Below are 18,507 nucleotides of genomic sequence, written 5' to 3' on the forward strand. Positions count from 1 at the left end.
GTCGAAATCGTGGTTAGCGGCCGGCGTCTGTGAATAAGTCGAGCGCGTTCAACGCAAGCCTCTCGTCGCCGGCGCGACCCGTCATGCGCAGGCGAGGGAGATCGATGCCTGCGAGGTTGTCGACGAGATCCTCGGGTTCGGGCATCCGCGCCGGCTCCTCGGCCGCCAGATCGACGACGAGCCTGATCACGACCGCTCCGGTGTGGGGTTCAGGCGTCAGGCCGAGGCCGCGCCGCTCGACGATGCCCTCCAGCGGCGCAACCGGTCGCGCCACCAGCCGATCGCCGGTCGCGACGAGTTCCGTCCGGTCATCGGCGACCAGCCGGGCGAAGCGCCCGGTCTGTCCGGCGAGCGCGATCAGGGCCAGCGCGAGCGTCGACTTGCCGCTGCCGGAAGCGCCGCGGATGAGGATGCCGGCCTCGCCGACGGCCACGACGGTCGCATGGATACGCGTTCGCTGACGCGCCCCGGCAGCCATCCCGCCGTCAGGCTGCATGGGCATAAGCCGCCGGCAGGCAGACGATGAAGCGGGCCCCGAGGCGCTGCGCCTCGCCATCCGGGCCGACCGGCCCCAGCCGGTTCTCGGCCCGGATCGAGCCGCGATGCGCTTCGATGATCTGGCGCGAGATCGACAGGCCGAGGCCGGAATTCTGGCCGAACCCCTCGTTCGGGCGATCGGTATAGAAGCGCTCGAAGATGCGCTCCAGCGCATGGGGCTCGATACCCGGCCCCTCGTCCTCGACGGTGATGAGCACGTCGTTGGCGACGCGCGAGAGCATGACCTTCACCGGCTTGTCGGGCGGCGAGAAGGAGCGGGCATTGTCGATCAGGTTGACCAGGACCTGGCCGATGCGGGAATCATGGCCGAGCACGAGGAAGGCATCGTCGCCCAGGCGCTGGTTGCGGCGATCGCTGCCCAGCTCGATCAGGGCCCGGCCTTCGCGGCGGGTCTCGTTCTGGATCGTCACCACGGCCTCCAGAACCTGGCTGACATCGACCGGGGCGGAATCGTTGCGAGCGAGTTCGGCATCGAGCCGCGAGGCATCGGAGATATCCGAGATCAGACGGTCGAGCCGGCGGACATCGTGCTGGATCACGGCCATCAGGCGCCCGCGCGCATCCTCGTTGCGAGCGCGGGGCAGGGTCTCGACGGCGCTGCGCAGCGAGGTCAGCGGGTTTTTCAACTCATGAGCGACGTCAGCCGCGAAACTCTCGATCGCCTCGATGCGGCTGTAGAGCGCCTTGGTCATGTCGCGCAGCGTGCCGGACAAATGGCCGATCTCGTCGTGACGGCTGCTGAAATCCGGGATCTGCTCGCGCGACTTGACGCCGCGCCGCACGCGCTGGGCGGCATCCGCGAGCTTGCGGATCGGCTCGGCAATGGTGCCCGCCAGCAGGATCGAGAGCACGATCATCACGCCGGCGGCGACCGCGAAGACCTGGAAGATCGCGAAACGCTCGGCAGCGATCACCGCATCGATGTCGCCGCCTTGCGTGGAGAGCAGCAGCGCCCCCTTCACGGTGCGGAAGCGCTGCACCGGCACCGCCACCGAAACGATGGTCTGGCCGCGGGTATTGACGCGCACGACGCTCGCCGGCGCGCCGTTCAGGGCGCGGGCGACCTCCGGATAGGACTTGCCGTTGGCGTTCTCGAAATCGTCATAGGTCGGGACATCGGCCTTGCCGAGCCGGTTGCGCAGCATGTTCCAGGTGCGCTCCAGCAGCGGCGGCTCGTCGGGCTCGCCGACGCGCGGTAGATCGAGGCGCAGCACGTCGCCGCGCGAATACAGGCTGCGCGAGTCGATGGTGAGCATGCCGTCCTTGTCGTAGACCCGCGCCCGGGTCTTGGTCGGCGTCACCAGCCGGCGTAGCAGCGGCGCGACCTTCTCGGGATTGATCGAGAAATCGAGCGGGTCCTCGGCAATGCCGGCGCTCTCGCCGGCCTGGAGCTGCAGCAGCTTGTCGGGATCGATGGTGATCGTGTCGATCTCGACCGTGGCGGAGGCCGCGATCGCGCCGGCGATGATCTCGCCCTGGGTCAGCAGGCTCTGGACGCGTGCCTCGATCAAGCCCTCGCGGAACTGGTTGAGATAGAGGAAGCCGATCAGCAGCGCGACGAGCCCGCCGAGATTGAGGACGAGGATGCGCCGCGTCAGGCTGGAGGCGGCGCGCAGCGAAATGGCGCGCGTCAGGCGCCGCCACGCGATGCCGGTGCGGCGACGCAGCACGGCACGCCAGCCGGCAGGCGGTGCTGACGCTCTAGCCTCGTTGTCGACGGTTGCCATGGCTGCGGCTTGCTTCCGCTCGGGAGGGTGGCTGCGGCGAATCCGCCGCGCGTCGGCCTTCCTTGCCTCAGGTTTCCTTGAAGCGATAGCCCACGCCGTAGAGCGTCTCGATCATGTCGAAATCGGCATCGACCTGATTGAACTTCTTGCGCAGGCGCTTGATGTGGCTGTCGATGGTGCGGTCGTCGACATAGACCTCATCGTCATAGGCCGCGTCCATCAGGGCATTGCGGCTCTTCACCACGCCGGGGCGCTGAGCCAGCGATTGCAGGATCAGGAACTCGGTGACGGTGAGGGTCACCGGCTCGCCCTTCCAGGTGCAGGTATGGCGCTCGGGGTCCATGCGCAGCAGGCCGCGCTCCAGAGCCTTGGCATCCTCGGTGCGCGGGGCGGCGGTCGCATCCTTGGCGCCGGCGCGGCGCAGGATCGCCTTGACGCGCTCGACCAGCAGGCGCTGCGAGAACGGCTTCCGGATGAAATCGTCGGCGCCCATCTTCAGGCCGAAGAGCTCGTCGATCTCCTCGTCCTTGGAGGTAAGGAAGATCACGGGCAAGTCCGATTTCTGGCGCAGGCGGCGCAGCAGCTCCATGCCGTCCATGCGCGGCATCTTGATGTCGAAGATCGCGAGATCCGGCGGGTTCTGCTTCAGCCCGTCGAGGGCCGAGGCACCGTCGGTATAGGTCAGGATGCGATAGCCCTCGGCCTCGAGGGCGATCGAAACCGACGTCAGGATGTTGCGGTCGTCGTCGACCAGCGCAATCGTTGGCATAAGGCCTTCGTCTCTTTTTCTCGTTGCAATATACGGGCTCCCCTCTCGCGGGAGAGAGGCCAAAGCATGGCGGCAATCTAGCCGGAGCGGGGCGATTTGCCTATGTCCCCGTATCACAAGCCGGAAATCGCAGGGAGGTTCCATGGCCAGGGATGTCAAGGACGTGATTCAGCCGATGGACGAAGCCGTCCGCCAGGAGGCCAGGGGCCTGCTGCGCGAGGCCCGCTCCGCCGCGCTCGCCACACTCGGTCCCGATGGCCATCCCTCCGCGAGCCTGGTCGGGCTCGCCACCGACATCCAGGGCACGCCGATCATCCTGATCTCCGGGCTCGCCGCGCATACAAGCAATCTCGCCAATGATCCGCGCGCCTCGCTGCTGATCTCGCCCGGCGGCAAGGGCGACCCGCTCGCCCATGCGCGGATCACGCTGAAGGTCCGCGCCCGCAAGATCGACCGCGAGAGCGAGGAAGGTGCGCGCATCCGCCGCCGCTATCTCGCGCGCCAGCCGAAATCGGCGCTCTATGCCGATTTCCCGGATTTCAGCTTCTTTGCACTGGAGATCGAGGGCGCGAGCCTGAACGGCGGCTTCGCCCGCGCCTTCGCGCCGTCACCGGCCGATCTCATGAGCGATCCGATCCATGCCGCGGCGCTCGCTGAAGTCGAAGCCGGCGCCGTCGCCCATATGAACGAGGACCATGCCGAGGCGATCGGCCTCTATGCCACGCGATTGCTCGGGGTGAAGGCCGGCGATTGGCGGGCTATCGGGCTCGATCCGGACGGGCTCGACATGGCGCTCGGCAGCGCGGCACTGCGCCTGCCTTTCCCGACCTCTGTGGACGGGCCCGGCAGCCTGCGGCGCATCCTCGCCGAACTGGCAGGCAAGGCGCGTTCCCAGGCGACGTGACATCCCGCAAGCCGCCGGCATGCTCGGCCCTGGCGAAGACACGCGGCCATTTACCACAGGTTGAAATTCAATCGATTTAGAAAACCTCGCGGCGACGTCGGGCATTTTCAATGACTTGAGCGAGGCGACGCATCGCCTTAAAGAGCATCGTGGCCGCAAGGCCTCGCCTTCGACGCCTGGGCCCCGCCACCGGCCCCAGCGCATTCGTGAAGACAACGGGCCGCCCTCAGCATGGCCGGCCTCCGGAGGAATTCAGTGGACATTATCGGTCAGTTCAATGCCGCCCATGGTGCCGAAGGCTTCGGCTTCCGCAAGCTCAAGGCCGTGCACTGGAACCTGGAAGCGCCGCAGCTCTACGAGGAATCGCTGCACCGGGGCGAATCCCAGCTCGCCCGCGGCGGCGCGCTCTGCGCCGATACCGGCAGCCATACCGGCCGCTCGCCCAAGGACAAGTTCACGGTGCGCGACGCGCTGACCGAGAACACGGTCTGGTGGGACAACAACCAGGCGATGAGCCCAGAGCATTTCGAGACGCTGCTCGGCGACTTCCTCGCCCATGCCGAGGGCAAGGAGCTGTTCGCGCAGGATCTCTATGGCGGCGCCGACCCCGTCCATCGCGTCAAGGCCCGCGTCTTCACCGAGATGGCCTGGCATTCGCTGTTCATCCGCAACCTGCTGATCCGGCCGCCGCGCGACGAGATCAACGCCTATGTGCCGGAGATGACGATCGTCGACCTGCCGAGCTTCAAGGCCGACCCGAAGCGCCATGGCTGCCGCAGCGAGACCGTCGTCGCGATCGACTTCACCCGCAAGATCGTGCTGATCGGCGGCTCGGCCTATGCCGGCGAGATGAAGAAATCGGTCTTCACCTATCTGAACTACGTCCTGCCGACCAAGGGCGTGGTGCCGATGCACTGCTCGGCCAATGTCGGCCCGAAGGAGGATTCCGCGATCTTCTTCGGCCTATCCGGTACCGGCAAGACCACGCTCTCGGCCGATCCGGAGCGCACGCTGATCGGCGATGACGAGCATGGCTGGTCGAAGGAGGGCATCTTCAATTTCGAGGGCGGCTGCTACGCCAAGACGATCCGCCTCTCGGCCGAGGCCGAGCCGATGATCCATGCGGCCTCGCTGCGCTTCGGCACGGTTCTCGAGAACACCGTCATGGACCCGCTGACGCGCGAGGTCGATTTCGACGACCAGTCGAAGACCGAGAACACCCGCTCGGCCTATCCGCTCGACTTCATCCCCAACGCCTCGCGCACCGGCCGCGCCGGCATCCCGAAGAACATCGTGATGCTGACGGCCGACGCCTTCGGCGTGATGCCGCCGATCGCCAAGCTGACCCCGGCCGAGGCGATGTATCACTTCCTCTCCGGCTACACCGCCAAGGTCGCCGGCACGGAGCGTGGGCTGACCGGCGTCGAGCCGGAATTCTCGACCTGCTTCGGCTCGCCCTTCCTGCCGCGGCACCCGTCGGAATACGCCAACCTGCTGCGCGACTTCATCGACAAGCACCATGTCGATTGCTGGCTGGTCAACACCGGCTGGACCGGCGGCCAGTACGGCACCGGCCGGCGCATGCCGATCCGCGTCACACGCCGCCTGCTCTCCTCGGCGCTCGACGGCTCGCTCAACCGCGCCGATTTCCGCCGCGATCCCTATTTCGGCTTCGCGGTGCCGAGCTCGGTGCCCGGCGTCGAGCCGCATATCCTCTACCCCGTGAAGACCTGGGCCGATAAGGCCGCCTTCGCCGAGACCGCGAAGAACCTCGTCGGCATGTTCGCTAAGAACTTCGCCAAGTTCGAGGACCATGTCGACGACGCCGTGAAGGCGGCGGCGCCGACGAATTACCTCGCGGCCTGACGCCAAGCCCTCCGGGCTGTGCTACGAGAGGCGGCCATGGGCCGCCTCTTTTTCATTGTGCTGAAGCTTCTCCTCACCCTCGTCATTCTCGGCGCCGCGACCTGGGGCGCAGGGCTCCTGCTGTTTCGCCTCTCGGGCACGACCGCGACAATCGCCGCGATCGGCTTCGGCATCGCGGCCTTGGCCGGGCTCGTCGGCATCTGGACCAGCGACGCACGCCTGTCGCTCGGCTTCGCCATGGTCTTCGTCGGCCTGCTCGGCTGGTGGAGCAGCCTCCAGCCCTCGCATGACCGCAACTGGATTCCAGAGCTCGCGCGGCTGCCCTCCGTCACGCGCGAGGGGGAGGCCATCACCGTCTCCAACCTGCGCGATTTCCGCTGGCGCACGGAGGAGGATTACGACCAGCGCTGGGAGACGCGGCGCTATAACCTCGCAGCCGTCACCGGCGCCGATGCCTTCCTGACCTACTGGTCGGGCGAGACGATCGCGCATCTGATGATCAGCTTCACGTTTTCTGATTCGGTGCCGCTCACCATCTCGATCGAGGTCCGGCGCGAGAAGGGCGAGGACTGGTCGGCGCTGGCCGGCTTCTTCCGCAGCTATGAGATGGCCTATGTCGCGGCCGACGAGCGCGACATCGTGGGCTTGCGCACCCATGCGCGGCGCGAGGATGCAAGGCTCTTCCGGCTCAGCGCCTCGGGAACGCAGGCCCGCGACCTGCTCGTCGCCTATATCGCGGATATCAACGACCTCGCCGCCAAGCCGCGCTGGTACAACACGCTGACGACCAATTGCACGACGGTGGTCTACCATCTCGTCGGCAGCGTCGCGCCGGGCTGGACATTCTCGCTGCCGCTCGATCCGCGCGTGCTGCTCTCCGGCTACCTGCCCGGCTATCTCCAGCAGATCGGCGCGATCCGGCAGGATATCCCGCTGGAGGAGCTGGTCCGGCGCGCCCGCATCGGCGACCATGCCCGCACGCTCTCGCTCGACGATCCGCAGTTCTCGGCGAAGATCCGCGAGGGCGTTCCGGCCGGGCGGCCGTAACCACGGCTGTCATCCCGTGCGCGCCGCGGCGCGAAGTGCCGCGGCGCGCACGGGATGACACCCTGCTTTACCGGAAGAACAAGAAGGTCTGCACCACGAAGAGCGGGATCAGGATCGCCCCCGACCAGAGCATGTAGCCGAAGAAGGAGGGCATCTTCACCTTCCGGTCCTTGGCGATGGCGTAGACCATGAAGTTCGGGGCGTTGCCGATATAGCTGTTGGCGCCCATGAAGACCGCGCCGGCCGAGATCGCCGCCAGCGTCAGCGCCCCCGTCGTCATCAGCGCCTTCGGATCGCCGCCGGCCAGCTCGAAGAAGACGAGATAGGTCGGGGCGTTGTCGAGGAAGGAGGAGAGCGCGCCGGTCAGCCAGAAATAGGCCACCGTGTTGGCGCTGCCGTCGGCATTGGTGACGAGCCCGACCAGCGGCGCGAAGGCGCCCGCCTTCCCCGCCTGCAGCATCGCCAGAACCGGGATGATGCAGATGAAGATGCCGGCGAAGAGCTTGGCGACCTCCTTGATCGGACCCCAGGAGAACTCGTTGCCGGCGCGGATAGGGCCGGGCGTGAGCTTGAGAGAGAGGCCGGCAAGCACGAGCAGAACGACGTCGCGCAGCAGGTTCTGGCCCTCGACGGGGACGCCATGCACGGTGAAGGCGACGCCCGGCTTCCAGTTCGCCGACATCAGGATCGCGACGATGACGCCGGCCAGCAACAGGATGTTGACCTTGCCCCAGAGCTTGATGGCGCGGTCGGGCGTCGGGTCCTTGAGCTTCGGAAAGCCCTCTTCCTTGCGGAAGAGAAAACTGTCGAGCGCGTAGAACAGGGCAAGCAGCACGACGACGGCGAAGGCCGTCTCGGGCAGCAGATGTTTCGTGGTCCAGAAGAAGTCGACGCCGCGCAGGAAGCCGAGGAACAGCGGCGGGTCGCCGAGCGGGGTCAGCGATCCCCCGATATTCGAGACCAGGAAGATGAAGAACACGACGACATGGACGTTGAAACGCCGGTCATCGTTCGCCCGCAGCACCGGCCGGATCATGATGATCGAGGCGCCGGTCGTGCCGACGAAGCTTGCGAGCACCGTGCCGATCGCCAGCAGCACCGTATTGGTCGCCGGCGTGCCGTGCAGGTTGCCCGAGATCAGAATGCCGCCCGCGATGGTGAAGAGCGCGAAGAGCAGGATGATGAAGGGGATGTAGTCGAGCAGCGCGGTGTGGAGCAGAGCCCCCAAAGCCGGATCGGCGCCGCGCAGCAGAAACAGCGGCACCAGCGTCAGCAAGGCCCAGAACGCGGCGAACTTGCCGTAGTGATGCTCCCAGAGATGCGGGAACAGCACCGGGCCGAGCGCGATCGAGAGCAGCATGCCGGCGAAGGGCAGGGCCCAGCCGACACTCATGCCGGCGCCGCCGATATCGCCCGCGGCCCAGGCCGTGCCCGGCGTTACGGCCAGCACGAGCGACGCCATCGCGATCAGCCTGCCGACGCGCCTCTTCATCGCCCGACCTCGCCTCAGGGCTTCGGCGGCGCGCCGATGACCGGCGGCGCATTGAGGTCGAACCCACCAGGCAGACCCGAAGCACCGAGGCCGGGGATCTGGATCGAGTCGAACTGCTTGTCGATCGCCTTCTGGTCGAGCTGAATCGCGGAGGCCTTGTAGTGCATCACCATGCTCGGGAAGAACACGACGAGCGCGACCATGATGCACTGGATCACCACGAAGGGCACCGCACCCCAGTAGATCTGGCCGGTGGTGACGGGCTCCATCATCCGGCCGGTGACGCGATCCTTGTAGGCGTTCTTCGGCGCGACCGAGCGCAGGAAGAACAGGGCGAAGCCGAAGGGCGGATGCATGAAGGAGGTCTGCATGTTCACGCCGAGGATGACACCGAACCAGATCAGGTCGATGCCGAGCTTTTCCGCCGCGGGTCCGAGCAGCGGCACGATGATGAAGGCCAGCTCGAAGAAGTCGAGGAAGAAGGCGAGCAGGAAGACCATCACGTTGACGACGATCAGGAAGCCCGTCGCGCCGCCCGGCAGGCCGACCAGCAGATGCTCGACCCAGAGATGGCCGTTGACGCCGTAGAAGGTCAGCGAGAACACGCGCGCGCCGACCAGGATGAAGAGCACGAAGGCCGAGAGCTTGGCGGTCGATTCCGTCGCCTGTTTCAGCAGATCGAAGGTCATGCGCTTCTTGCCGTAGGCGAGCAGGATCGCACCGGCAGCACCCATCGCGCCGCCCTCCGTCGGTGTGGCGACACCGATGAAGATGGTGCCGAGCACCAGGAAGATCAGCGCCAGAGGCGGCACCATCACGAAGACGACCTGCTCGGCCATGCGCGAGAGCAGCCCGAGGCCGAGGAACTTGTTGACCAGCGCGATGACGAAGGAGATCGCCACCATCAGCGACATCGTCAGCACGACGAAATCGGCGCCCGCCTGCAGCTTGGTGAAGAGCTTCATGTAGGCATAGGCGAGGACGAGCGAGATGACCGCGACGACAAGCAGCGACAGACGGCGGGTCTTACCATCGGCATCCCGCAGGGTCTGCGCCTCCGGCGGCAGGCCGGGCGCGCGATTGGGATAGACGATCGTTATCAGGAAGACATAGCCCGCATACATCGAGGCCAGCACGAGGCCGGGAATGAAGGCGCCCTCGTACATGTCGCCGACCGAGCGGCCGAGCTGGTCGGCGAGCACGATCAGGACGAGCGAGGGCGGGATGATCTGGGCGAGCGTGCCGGAGGCCGCGATGACACCCGACGCAAGGCGCCGGTCATAGCCGTAGCGCAGCATGATCGGCAGCGAGATCAGGCCCATCGAGATCACCGAGGCCGCGACGACGCCGGTGGTGGCAGCGAGCAGCGCGCCGACGAAGATCACCGCATAGGCCAGGCCGCCGCGGATCGGCCCGAAGAGCTGGCCGATGGTGTCGAGCAGGTCCTCCGCCATGCCGGAGCGTTCGAGGATCAGCCCCATGAAGGTGAAGAACGGCACCGCCAGCAGCACGTCGTTGTTCATCGTGCCGTAGATGCGCTCCGGCAGCGCCTGCAGGAAGTTCTCCTGGAACAGGCCGAGCTCGATGCCGATCAATGCGAAGAGCAGGCCGTTGGCGGCCAGCGCGAAGGCGACGGGATAGCCGAGCAGCAGGAAGACCACGAGCGCCGCGAACATCACCGGCGCCATGTTGACGCGCAGGAAATCGCCGACACCGCCGCCCGCTGCAAGGGCGTCGCCGGTATGGAGGCCGAAGAAGGCGAGGAGCGTGAGCGCGAGCAGCAGGCCAGCGGCGCGCGGAAGGCGATGAGCGTGCATGGGACGGTTCCGGACTTCTTGCGGGCCGCTCACGAGGCGAGGCCCTGTTCCTTGGCTTGGTCGAGCAGGCGCTGGGCTTCCGCCTCGGCGGCGGCCGCATGGCCGAGCGCCGCCTCGTGATCCTCCAGGTCGCCACGCATGATCGCGATCTGCTTGATGATCTCGGAAACACCCTGGAAGGTCAGCATCACGAAGCCGATGACGACGAGCCCCTTGGCCGGCCATTGCGGCAGGCCGCCAGCCGAAAGCGACTGCTCGTTGATCGCGTAGGAGCGCATGAAGAACGGCCAGGAATGATAGACGATCAGCAGGCAGAACGGCATCAGGAAGAGCACATGGCCGATGAGCTCGATCCATTGCCGCACGCGCTGCGGCAGCATGCTGTTCACGATGTCGATGCGGATGTGCTCCTTCACCTGCATCGTCCAGGACGCGCACATCAGGAAGACGGCGCCGAACAGCATCCATTGCAGTTCGAGCCAGGCATTCGACGAGACGTTGAAGACCTTGCGGATGATGGCGTTGATCGCCGCCACGAGGACCGCGACGAGGATCAGCCAGGCGATCTTTTTGCCGATCTGGCTGTTGACCGCGTCGATGACCCGGCTGATGGCAAGGAGACCCTTCACATTCCCGCTCCCGTGAGGGCGCAATTCTGCGCCGTTTCCGCCCCTTTGTCGGCAGGATCGGTATAGGAGGGATGCGCGCCACGCAAGACGGTACGGGTCTTATCCATTGGACGAAAGGCGGGGTCGCGGCTGCCTGTTGTCGCGTCAGCAGATGGCGGGAGAGTGCCGTCGGCGGCGAAGCGAATAATCGTTATGTTCGCATTCATCTTCGGAGAACATTATTCTCCCGGCTGCTTCCACCCCATCGATTCGAGGCGCAGATGTGCCGCTTCCTCGCTTATTCCGGCGTTCCCGTCTTCCTCGAGGACTTCGTCGCCTCGCCCTGCCATTCGCTGATCCACCAGTCGCTCCATGCCGAGGAAGCCAAGACCGGCACCAATGGCGACGGCTTCGGCGTCGGCTGGTATGGCGAGCGGCCCGAGCCCGGCCAGTACCGCGAGGTCAGGCCCGCCTGGTCCGACGAGAACCTGCTCTCGATCGCACGGCAGGTGCGCTCGCATCTGTTCTTCGCCCATGTCCGCGCCGCGACCGGCACAGCGACGACGCGGGCGAACTGCCACCCCTTCGTCCATGGCCGCTACCTCTTCATGCATAACGGCCAGATCGGCGGCTATGGCACGATCCGCCGGCGGCTGGAGGCCCTGATCCCGGATTCGCTCTACGACGCCCGCGCCGGCTCGACCGATTCCGAAGCGCTGTTCCTGCTGACCCTTTCCCATCTGGCCGAGGGCATGGCGCCGGGCCAGGCGCTGGCCGCAGCGATTGTCGATGCGCTCGCGCTGATGGAACAGGCCGGCATCCGCGAGCCGCTGCGCTGCGCGGCGGCGCTCGCCGATGGCGACAGCATCCATGCGGTCCGCTGGTCCTCGGACACCAAGCCGCCTAGCCTCTATGTCTGCGAACGGCCCGACAGCGTCGTCGTCGCTTCCGAGCCCGTCGATGCCGCGCGCGAATGCTGGCAGGCCCTGCCCTGCAACACGCTGGTCACGGTGCGGGGCGGCGCGGTGACGTTCTCGCCCTTCGAGATTGCGCTGAAACAGGCGGCCTGAGCCGGTATCAGCCCATCATCGCAAGCCGCTGGCGGGCAGAACGGCCATGCGCCGCTCGCCCTGACACGCCCCCGGTTGCGTTCCTACGTCGAGAGCCTAGCCTTGCTGTCCGGCGAGGCTCTCTCCGCGAAAGGCACGGGCGATGAAGAAGGGTTCCGATCTTCTGGTCGAGGCGCTTGAGAACGAGGGCGTCGATCGCGTCTTCGGCGTTCCCGGCGAGGAAAATCTCGACGTCGTCGAATCCCTGCGCAAATCGAAGATCGAACTGGTGCTGACGCGGCACGAGCAGGCCGCCGCCTTCATGGCGGCGACGCATGGGCGCCTCACCGGCCGACCCGGCGTCTGCATCGCGACGCTCGGACCGGGCGCGCTCAATTTCTCGACCGGCGCGGCCTATGCCCATCTCGGCGCGATGCCGATGATCCTCATCACCGGGCAGAAGGCGATCATGACCGCGAAGCAGGCGCGCTTCCAGATCGTCGATGTCGTCGCCTCGATGCGCCCGCTGACCAAGATGACCCGCCAGATCGTCAGCCCCGCCAGCATTCCCTCGGTGGTGCGCGACGCCTTCCGCGTCGCGATGGAGGAGCGGCCGGGCCCCGTCCATCTCGAACTGCCCGAGGACGTGGCGGCCGAGGAGGTTGAGGACATTCCGGCGATCCCGGTCCATCCGCTGGATCGGCCGATCGCGCCGGCCGGAGCGATCGATCGGGCTGCACAGATGATCCTTGCCGCCAAGCGGCCGCTGGTGATGATCGGCGCCGCCGGCAACCGGCCGCGCCTGGTCGAGCCGCTCTCGGCTGCGGTCCGCCGCATCGGCCTGCCCTTCTTCAACACGCAGATGGGCAAGGGCGCCGTCACCGGCGGCTCGAATCTCTATCTCGGAACCGCCGCACTCTCCGAAGGCGACTATGTCCATGAGGCCGTGGCCGCAGCCGACCTGATCATCGCGGTCGGCCACGACACGATCGAGAAGCCGCCCTTCCTGATGCGCAATGCCGGCGGGCCGAAGGTGGTCCATCTCGGTTTCCAGTCGGCCAATGTCGAGCAGGTCTATCACCCCGACGCCGAGGTGATCGGCGATATCGGCGTCACGATGACCGGGCTCGCCGAGCGGCTGGAAGGCAAGCTGCCCGAACAGAAGCAGACGCTGGAATTGCGCCAGAAGATCCTGGCGAAGATCAATGCCCGCTCGGAAGAGGACCGTTTCCCGGTGACACCGCAGCGGCTCGTCCATGACGTGCGCGCGGTGATGCCGGAGGACGGCATCGTCTGCCTCGACAACGGCATGTACAAGATCTGGTTTGCGCGGAACTACCGCACCCATGTCGCCAATACGCTCCTGCTCGACAATGCGCTGGCGACGATGGGCGCAGGCCTGCCCTCGGCGATGATGGCGGCGATGCTGCATCCGGAACGACGCGTCATGGCCGTCTGCGGCGATGGCGGGTTCATGATGAACTCGCAGGAGATGGAGACGGCGGTCCGGCTCGGGCTCAACCTCGTCGTGCTCGTCCTCAATGACGGAGCCTATGGCATGATCCGCTGGAAACAGGCCGTCGACCAGTTTCCGGATTACGGCATGACCTTCGGCAATCCGGATTTCGTCGCCTATGCCAAGGCCTATGGCGCCAAGGGCTCGCGCGTGGCCTCGGCCGAAGCACTGGTGCCCACTCTGGAGGCCGCCTTCAAGGGCGGCGGCGTCCATCTCGTCGATTGTCCGATCGATTATTCCGAGAACACCCGCGTTCTCGTCGAGGAACTCAGAAACAAGGTGCCGGACGTCGATCTCGCCTGATCCTCGGCACTCCCCGCGAATTCAAGGAGACGACCATGCTCCAGGTTGTGCAAGCCTATGACCGCGCTCCGATCACCGAGATCGAGACCGATGACGAGGCCGCGCTCGAACGCAAACTCCAGGCGGCTGAGGCCGTCTTCAAGGATCGCGACAACTGGCTGAAGCCGCATCAGCGCATTGCGATCCTGCGCAAGCTCGCCGGCCTCCTCGAAGCCAGGCGCGACCATTTCGCCATGCAGATCGCGCGCGAAGGCGGCAAGCCGCTGCCGGACGCGATCGTCGAGGCGAACCGGGCGGTCGACGGCATCCATAATGCCGCCGACGAACTCCGGAACTTCGCCGGGCGCGAGATCCCGATGGGGCTCTCGGCGGCGGCCGCCGATCGCTGGGCCTTCACCACCAAGGAGCCGATCGGCATCGTCGCGGCGATCTCGGCCTTCAACCACCCGCTCAACCTGATCGTGCATCAGGTCGCGCCGGCGATTGCGGTGGGCTGCCCGGTCATCGTCAAGCCGGCCGGCACGACCCCGCTCTCCTGCATCGATTTCGTCAAGCTGGTGCACGAGGCCGGGCTTCCGGAAGCCTGGTGCCAGACATTCGTGCCCGCAGAGACCGCGCTGGCAGAGAAGTTCGCGACCGATCCGCGCATCGCCTTCCTGAGCTTCATCGGCTCGGCCAAGGTCGGCTGGCATCTGCATTCCAAGCTCGCCCATGGCGCCCGCTCGGCGCTGGAGCATGGCGGCGTCGCCCCGGCGATCGTCGACAGGAGCGCCGATCTCGACGCAATCATCGAGCCGATCGTGAAGGGCGGCTACTACCATGCGGGCCAGGTCTGCGTGTCGACGCAGCGCATCTATGTCCATGACGCGATCATCAACGACTTCACCGAGCGGCTCGTGGCGCGGGTCAAGAAGCTGCGCACCGGCGACCCCACGCTGAAGGACACCGAGGTCGGGCCGCTGATCATCCCGAAGGAGGCCGACCGCGTCGCTTCCTGGATCGACGAGGCGGTGAAGGGCGGAGCCCGGCTCGCCACCGGCGGCAAGCGCCTGTCTGAGACGACGCTGGAGCCGACGGTGCTGATCGACCCTGATCCGGCCGCGCGCATCTCCAGCGAGGAGGTCTTCGGGCCGGTCGTCGCGATCTATCGCTACAGCAAGCTCGACGACGCTATCGCGCGGGCGAATTCCCTGCCTGTCGCCTTCCAGGCCAGCATCTTCGCGCAGGATATCGATGTCGCGATGCGGGCGGCAAACCGGCTCGACGCCTCCGCCGTGATGGTCAACGACCCGACCAGCTTCCGCGTCGACTGGATGCCCTTCGCCGGCCGGCGCGTCTCGGGCTACGGCACTGGCGGCATCCCCTACACGATGCATGACATGACGCAGGAGAAGATGATCCTGCTGAAGCGGCGTTGAGGAGACGCGGCCTCTCCGTCATGGCCGGGCTTGTCCCGGCCATCCACGTCTTCCCTTGTCCGATGCGGTGTTCAAGACGTCGATGCTCGCCACCGGGGCGAGCATGACGGTAGCTGCAAGACGACAACGCCGAGACGCGTGCAGCTCGGCCATGCTCTCGCAAGTATCCGGAGCATTCTCAATAGTTTACGATCATTCTAAACTATCAGGATTTGGTTGACCCCTGCGCTGCGCGTGCCTAGGCACGGAGAATCTGCGCCGCGAATAGCCTGATCGCGACGTGCAACCGGGTCGGGTTCGCCGTGATCGTACCGTTTCTTATCATGCTCCGCGAAGGCATCGAGGCCGCGCTGATCGTCGGCATCGTCGCGAGCTATCTGGTCAGGAGCGGGCGGCGCGAGTGGCTGCCGGCGCTCTGGATCGGCGTCGGCCTCGCCTGCGCGGTGAGTCTCGCAGCCGGCGCGGCGCTCGACATCATCGTCGGTGAATTGCCCCAGCGCGGACAGGAATTGTTCGAGGCCGTGATCGGCCTGATCGCCGCGGCGATGCTGACCTCGATGGTGTTCTGGATGCGCAAGGCGGCGCGCTCGATCAAGGGCGAATTGCAGGCCGGCGTCGATATGGCGCTGGCAGGCCCGCATCAGGGGCTCGCGCTGGTCGGGCTCGCCTTCCTCGCCGTCGTGCGCGAGGGGCTCGAATCCGTCTTCTTCCTGCTCGCCACCTTCCAGCAGAACAGCGGCTGGGCTCCGGCCCTCGGAGCAGGGCTTGGCATCGGATTGGCCGCCGTCATCGGCTACGCCATCTATGCGCTCGGGGTGAAGCTCAACCTGCGCAGCTTCTTCCGCTGGACCGGCATCCTGATCCTGTTCGTTGCGGCCGGACTCGTCGCGAATGCGGTGCGTTCCCTGCATGAAGCCGGGCTCTGGAACCATCTCCAGCAGAGCGTCTACGATCTCGGTACGATGCTGCCGGCCGACAGTGCGCTCGGCACAGTCCTTTCCGGCTTCTTCGGCTATCAGGAGCGGGCGGTGCTCGGCGAAGTCATCGCCTATCTCGCCTTCCTGATCCCGATGCTCGCCCTGTTCCTGGCCGGCGGCCGGCCGGAACAGGCAGCCGCAACGCCCCGCCTCGAAACGCGGCGCTCGCCCCGCCTGAAACTGGCGGGCATCGGCACGCTGCTGCTGGTCTGCGGCGGTGCCGGCGCCTTCATCTATGCGGCCGGCACCGGCGCACGGCGAGCGGCCCAGGCCGGCACGGCCGATATCGCCATCGCGATCACCGACCGGACCTGCCAGCCGGCATTGCTGACGATCCCCGCCGGCAAGGCCAGCTTCGTCGTGAGCAATCGCAGCGAGCGCGTGCTGGAATGGGAGATCCTCGAGGGCGTCATGGTCGTGGAGGAACGCGAGAATATCGCGCCCGGCCAGTCGCGGCGACTGACGACACGGCTCGATCCGGGCGAATACGCCATCACCTGCGGATTACTGAGCGCACCGCGCGGCCGCCTGGTCGTGCAGGCCTCGACGACGCAGCCGCATCCGGCCCTGACCCTGATGGACGTGGTCGGGCCGGCCGCCGAATATCGCGCCTTCCTGAGCGAACGTTCGGTCGCGCTCGGCACCGCGCTCGACGCCCTCGAAAGGGCACGGGACGCAGGCGATACGCAAGCCGCGGGCAAGGCCCGTCGTGAGGCTACCGCACTACTGCCCGCCCTCCGGCCCGCGGCGGCGGGCGATGCCGAGCTCGAAACCCTCTTCGGCAGGCTGCAAGCGGCCCTGGCGGGCGATGCAACCGCGGCGGATGCCGATGCCTTCCGCGCCGCGCTCGCCCAGCGCACCGTCCTGCCGGATACGATGCTGGCCGGCGCGATCGGCCTCCTGTCGCCCCCGGACAGCGAGACCGGCTCGCCCGAGGATGTCGCCGCCGCGCGCGCTATCGCAAAGCTGCTGCTGCCGCTGACGGCACGCGTCGACCCCGAGCTGGCAGGGCGCGTCCGGGCCGACCTCGTGGCCTTGCCCAACGACGCCAAGCCGGGCGGGGCGCTGCGGGCGCTGGCCGAGGATCTCGCGGCCATGCGCAAGGCGCTCGCTTTGCCCGAAGCGGAGCGCAAGTCATGACCAAGCCGACCAATCCCTTCACCCCCTCGCGACGCGCGCTCCTGACCGGCGGCGCAGTCGCCCTCGGTAACGCCTCATTGGCGCAGGCAGCGACCGAACCGGTCCAGAATCCGGCAGCTGCGCCGGAAAGCGGCACGACCGCACAGCGCCAGCCCTTCCATGGCATCCATCAATCCGGCATCGTCACGCCGCGCCCGGCGACCGGGCTCGTCGCCGCCTTCGACGTCACCGCGACCTCGCTCGACGAGCTCGAACGGCTGTTCCGGCTGCTCAACGAGCGCATCGCCTTCCTGATGCAGGGCGGAGAGGCCCCGACCGCCGATCCGGGCTTTCCGCCGCCGGACAGCGGCATCCTCGGGCCGGTCATCGCGCCCGACAATCTCACCGTCACCATCGCGCTCGGCGCTTCGCTCTTCGACGAGCGTTTCGGACTCGGCCCGCTGAAGCCGAAGCATCTGCAGCGGATGAAGCGCTTCCGCAACGACGCGCTCGACGGCGCGCTCTGCCATGGCGACCTCTTGCTGCAATTCTGCGCCAACACCGCCGATACCAGCATCCATGCGCTGCGCGACATCCTGAAGAACGCGCCGGACCTGCTCCTGCTGCGCTGGAAGCAGGAGGGCACGGTGCCGGTGCTCAAGCCGAAGCAGGGCGAACCGGCCGAGAGCGCACGCAACCTGCTCGGCTTCCGCGACGGCACCGCCAATCCCGACGCCGCCGACACCGCGCTGATGGACCATCTCGTCTGGGTGCAATCCGGCCCCAGTGAGCCGGACTGGGCCGCAAATGGCAGCTATCAGGTCGTCCGGATCATCCGGAATTTCGTCGAGCGCTGGGACCGCACGCCGCTGGGCGAGCAGGAAGCGATCATGGGCCGCGAGAAGGCGAGCGGCGCGCCCTTCGGGGGCAGCCACGAATATGACGAACCGATCTATGCCAACGATCCCGAGGGCAAGCGCACCAGGCTGGATGCCCATATCCGGCTCGCCAATCCGCGCCGGCCGGAGACCGAAGGCAGCCGCATGTTGCGCCGGCCTTTCAACTATTCCAACGGCGTCACGCGCGCCGGCCAGCTCGACATGGGGCTGCTCTTCATCTGCTTCCAGCAGGACCTCGAGCGCAGCTTCATCGCCGTGCAGAAGCGGCTCGATGGCGAGCCGCTGGAGGAATACATCAAGCCCGTCGGCGGCGGCTATTTCTTCGCCCTGCCCGGCGTGCCGGATGGCGGGAGCTATCTCGGCGCCGGCCTGATCCGGGCGGCGCGCGGCATCGCACCGGCCTCGACGACCCCTTCCCCCCGCAAGACAGGAGATTGA

Annotated in this window: 14 protein-coding genes and 1 pseudogene; 9 read left to right on the forward strand and 6 right to left on the reverse strand. The window is 66.8% G+C overall.

Annotation, left to right across the window (positions count from 1 at the left end):
• Nucleotides 1-13: 13 nt before the first annotated feature.
• The 3 genes from BLQ70_RS12425 to BLQ70_RS12435 form a co-directional block, all read right to left on the reverse strand.
• Nucleotides 14-496: an HPr kinase/phosphorylase gene (locus BLQ70_RS12425; RefSeq protein WP_244512001.1), complete on the reverse strand. Its 483-nt coding sequence runs from the start codon at nt 494-496 to the stop codon at nt 14-16.
• Nucleotides 486-2,285, reverse strand: a complete 1,800-nt coding sequence (locus BLQ70_RS12430; RefSeq protein WP_091857241.1) for a sensor histidine kinase — start codon at nt 2,283-2,285, stop codon at nt 486-488. The genes BLQ70_RS12425 and BLQ70_RS12430 overlap by 11 nt, the downstream gene beginning before the upstream one ends.
• Before the next feature lie 67 nt (nt 2,286-2,352).
• Nucleotides 2,353-3,054 carry a response regulator transcription factor gene (locus BLQ70_RS12435; RefSeq protein WP_061971764.1) on the reverse strand — a complete coding sequence of 234 codons (702 nt, stop codon included), beginning with the start codon at nt 3,052-3,054 and terminating at the stop codon, nt 2,353-2,355.
• 142 nt (nt 3,055-3,196) lie between these two features.
• Between BLQ70_RS12435 and BLQ70_RS12440 the strand changes: the two genes are divergently transcribed.
• From BLQ70_RS12440 to BLQ70_RS12450, 3 genes are all read left to right on the forward strand, one after another.
• Nucleotides 3,197-3,958, forward strand: a complete 762-nt coding sequence (locus BLQ70_RS12440; RefSeq protein WP_091857242.1) for a HugZ family pyridoxamine 5'-phosphate oxidase — start codon at nt 3,197-3,199, stop codon at nt 3,956-3,958.
• A gap of 231 nt (nt 3,959-4,189) precedes the next feature.
• A complete protein-coding gene (locus tag BLQ70_RS12445) occupies nt 4,190-5,824 on the forward strand; it encodes a phosphoenolpyruvate carboxykinase (protein ID WP_425284575.1) in 1,635 nt (544 codons plus the stop codon).
• Nucleotides 5,825-5,860: 36 nt separating this feature from the next.
• Entirely contained in the window at nt 5,861-6,871 is a 1,011-nt protein-coding gene (locus BLQ70_RS12450) for an Lnb N-terminal periplasmic domain-containing protein (RefSeq protein WP_091857244.1), read from the forward strand.
• A gap of 67 nt (nt 6,872-6,938) precedes the next feature.
• On the opposite strand, the gene BLQ70_RS12455 is transcribed toward BLQ70_RS12450, so the two are convergent.
• The 3 genes from BLQ70_RS12455 to BLQ70_RS12465 form a co-directional block, all read right to left on the reverse strand.
• Nucleotides 6,939-8,363 carry a sodium:proton antiporter gene (locus tag BLQ70_RS12455; RefSeq protein WP_170843391.1) on the reverse strand — a complete coding sequence of 475 codons (1,425 nt, stop codon included), beginning with the start codon at nt 8,361-8,363 and terminating at the stop codon, nt 6,939-6,941.
• Nucleotides 8,364-8,377: 14 nt separating this feature from the next.
• On the reverse strand, nt 8,378-10,051 hold the full coding sequence (locus BLQ70_RS12460) for a TRAP transporter large permease (RefSeq protein ID WP_082617760.1): 1,674 nt from the start codon (nt 10,049-10,051) through the stop codon (nt 8,378-8,380).
• A gap of 158 nt (nt 10,052-10,209) precedes the next feature.
• Complete coding sequence (locus BLQ70_RS12465; RefSeq protein WP_061971754.1) at nt 10,210-10,809, reverse strand: TRAP transporter small permease subunit; 600 nt, start codon at nt 10,807-10,809, stop codon at nt 10,210-10,212.
• A 260-nt stretch (nt 10,810-11,069) separates the two neighbouring features.
• Here BLQ70_RS12465 and BLQ70_RS12470 point away from each other — a divergent pair, with 260 nt between their 5' ends.
• From BLQ70_RS12470 to efeB, 6 genes and pseudogenes are all read left to right on the forward strand, one after another.
• Nucleotides 11,070-11,858, forward strand: a complete 789-nt coding sequence (locus tag BLQ70_RS12470) for a class II glutamine amidotransferase (protein ID WP_091857245.1) — start codon at nt 11,070-11,072, stop codon at nt 11,856-11,858.
• Between the two features lie 142 nt (nt 11,859-12,000).
• Nucleotides 12,001-13,656, forward strand: a complete 1,656-nt coding sequence (locus tag BLQ70_RS12475) for an acetolactate synthase large subunit (protein WP_091857246.1) — start codon at nt 12,001-12,003, stop codon at nt 13,654-13,656.
• Nucleotides 13,657-13,691: 35 nt separating this feature from the next.
• Nucleotides 13,692-15,074 carry an aldehyde dehydrogenase family protein gene (locus BLQ70_RS12480; RefSeq protein WP_091857247.1) on the forward strand — a complete coding sequence of 461 codons (1,383 nt, stop codon included), beginning with the start codon at nt 13,692-13,694 and terminating at the stop codon, nt 15,072-15,074.
• Nucleotides 15,075-15,376: 302 nt separating this feature from the next.
• Nucleotides 15,377-16,192, forward strand: a pseudogene (gene efeU / locus BLQ70_RS25810) (iron uptake transporter permease EfeU); the annotation flags it as partial.
• Between the two features lie 90 nt (nt 16,193-16,282).
• Complete coding sequence (locus BLQ70_RS25815; protein ID WP_425284580.1) at nt 16,283-17,191, forward strand: cupredoxin domain-containing protein; 909 nt, start codon at nt 16,283-16,285, stop codon at nt 17,189-17,191.
• Nucleotides 17,188-18,507 carry an iron uptake transporter deferrochelatase/peroxidase subunit gene (gene efeB, locus BLQ70_RS12490; protein ID WP_091857248.1) on the forward strand — a complete coding sequence of 440 codons (1,320 nt, stop codon included), beginning with the start codon at nt 17,188-17,190 and terminating at the stop codon, nt 18,505-18,507. The genes BLQ70_RS25815 and efeB overlap by 4 nt, the downstream gene beginning before the upstream one ends.

Source organism: Allobosea robiniae (assembly GCF_900102525.1).
Taxonomy (GTDB): Bacteria; Pseudomonadota; Alphaproteobacteria; order Rhizobiales; family Beijerinckiaceae; genus Allobosea; species Allobosea robiniae.

Coding starts and splice junctions, on each gene's coding strand:
- BLQ70_RS12425 (WP_244512001.1), bottom strand. CDS start 496: ATGCAGCCTGACGGCGGGATGGCTGCCGGGGCGCGTCAGCGAACGCGT.
- BLQ70_RS12430 (WP_091857241.1), bottom strand. CDS start 2,285: ATGGCAACCGTCGACAACGAGGCTAGAGCGTCAGCACCGCCTGCCGGC.
- BLQ70_RS12435 (WP_061971764.1), bottom strand. CDS start 3,054: ATGCCAACGATTGCGCTGGTCGACGACGACCGCAACATCCTGACGTCG.
- BLQ70_RS12440 (WP_091857242.1), top strand. CDS start 3,197: ATGGCCAGGGATGTCAAGGACGTGATTCAGCCGATGGACGAAGCCGTC.
- BLQ70_RS12445 (WP_425284575.1), top strand. CDS start 4,190: ATGGCCGGCCTCCGGAGGAATTCAGTGGACATTATCGGTCAGTTCAAT.
- BLQ70_RS12450 (WP_091857244.1), top strand. CDS start 5,861: ATGGGCCGCCTCTTTTTCATTGTGCTGAAGCTTCTCCTCACCCTCGTC.
- BLQ70_RS12455 (WP_170843391.1), bottom strand. CDS start 8,363: ATGAAGAGGCGCGTCGGCAGGCTGATCGCGATGGCGTCGCTCGTGCTG.
- BLQ70_RS12460 (WP_082617760.1), bottom strand. CDS start 10,051: ATGGCGCCGGTGATGTTCGCGGCGCTCGTGGTCTTCCTGCTGCTCGGC.
- BLQ70_RS12470 (WP_091857245.1), top strand. CDS start 11,070: ATGTGCCGCTTCCTCGCTTATTCCGGCGTTCCCGTCTTCCTCGAGGAC.
- BLQ70_RS12475 (WP_091857246.1), top strand. CDS start 12,001: ATGAAGAAGGGTTCCGATCTTCTGGTCGAGGCGCTTGAGAACGAGGGC.
- BLQ70_RS12480 (WP_091857247.1), top strand. CDS start 13,692: ATGCTCCAGGTTGTGCAAGCCTATGACCGCGCTCCGATCACCGAGATC.
- efeB (WP_091857248.1), top strand. CDS start 17,188: ATGACCAAGCCGACCAATCCCTTCACCCCCTCGCGACGCGCGCTCCTG.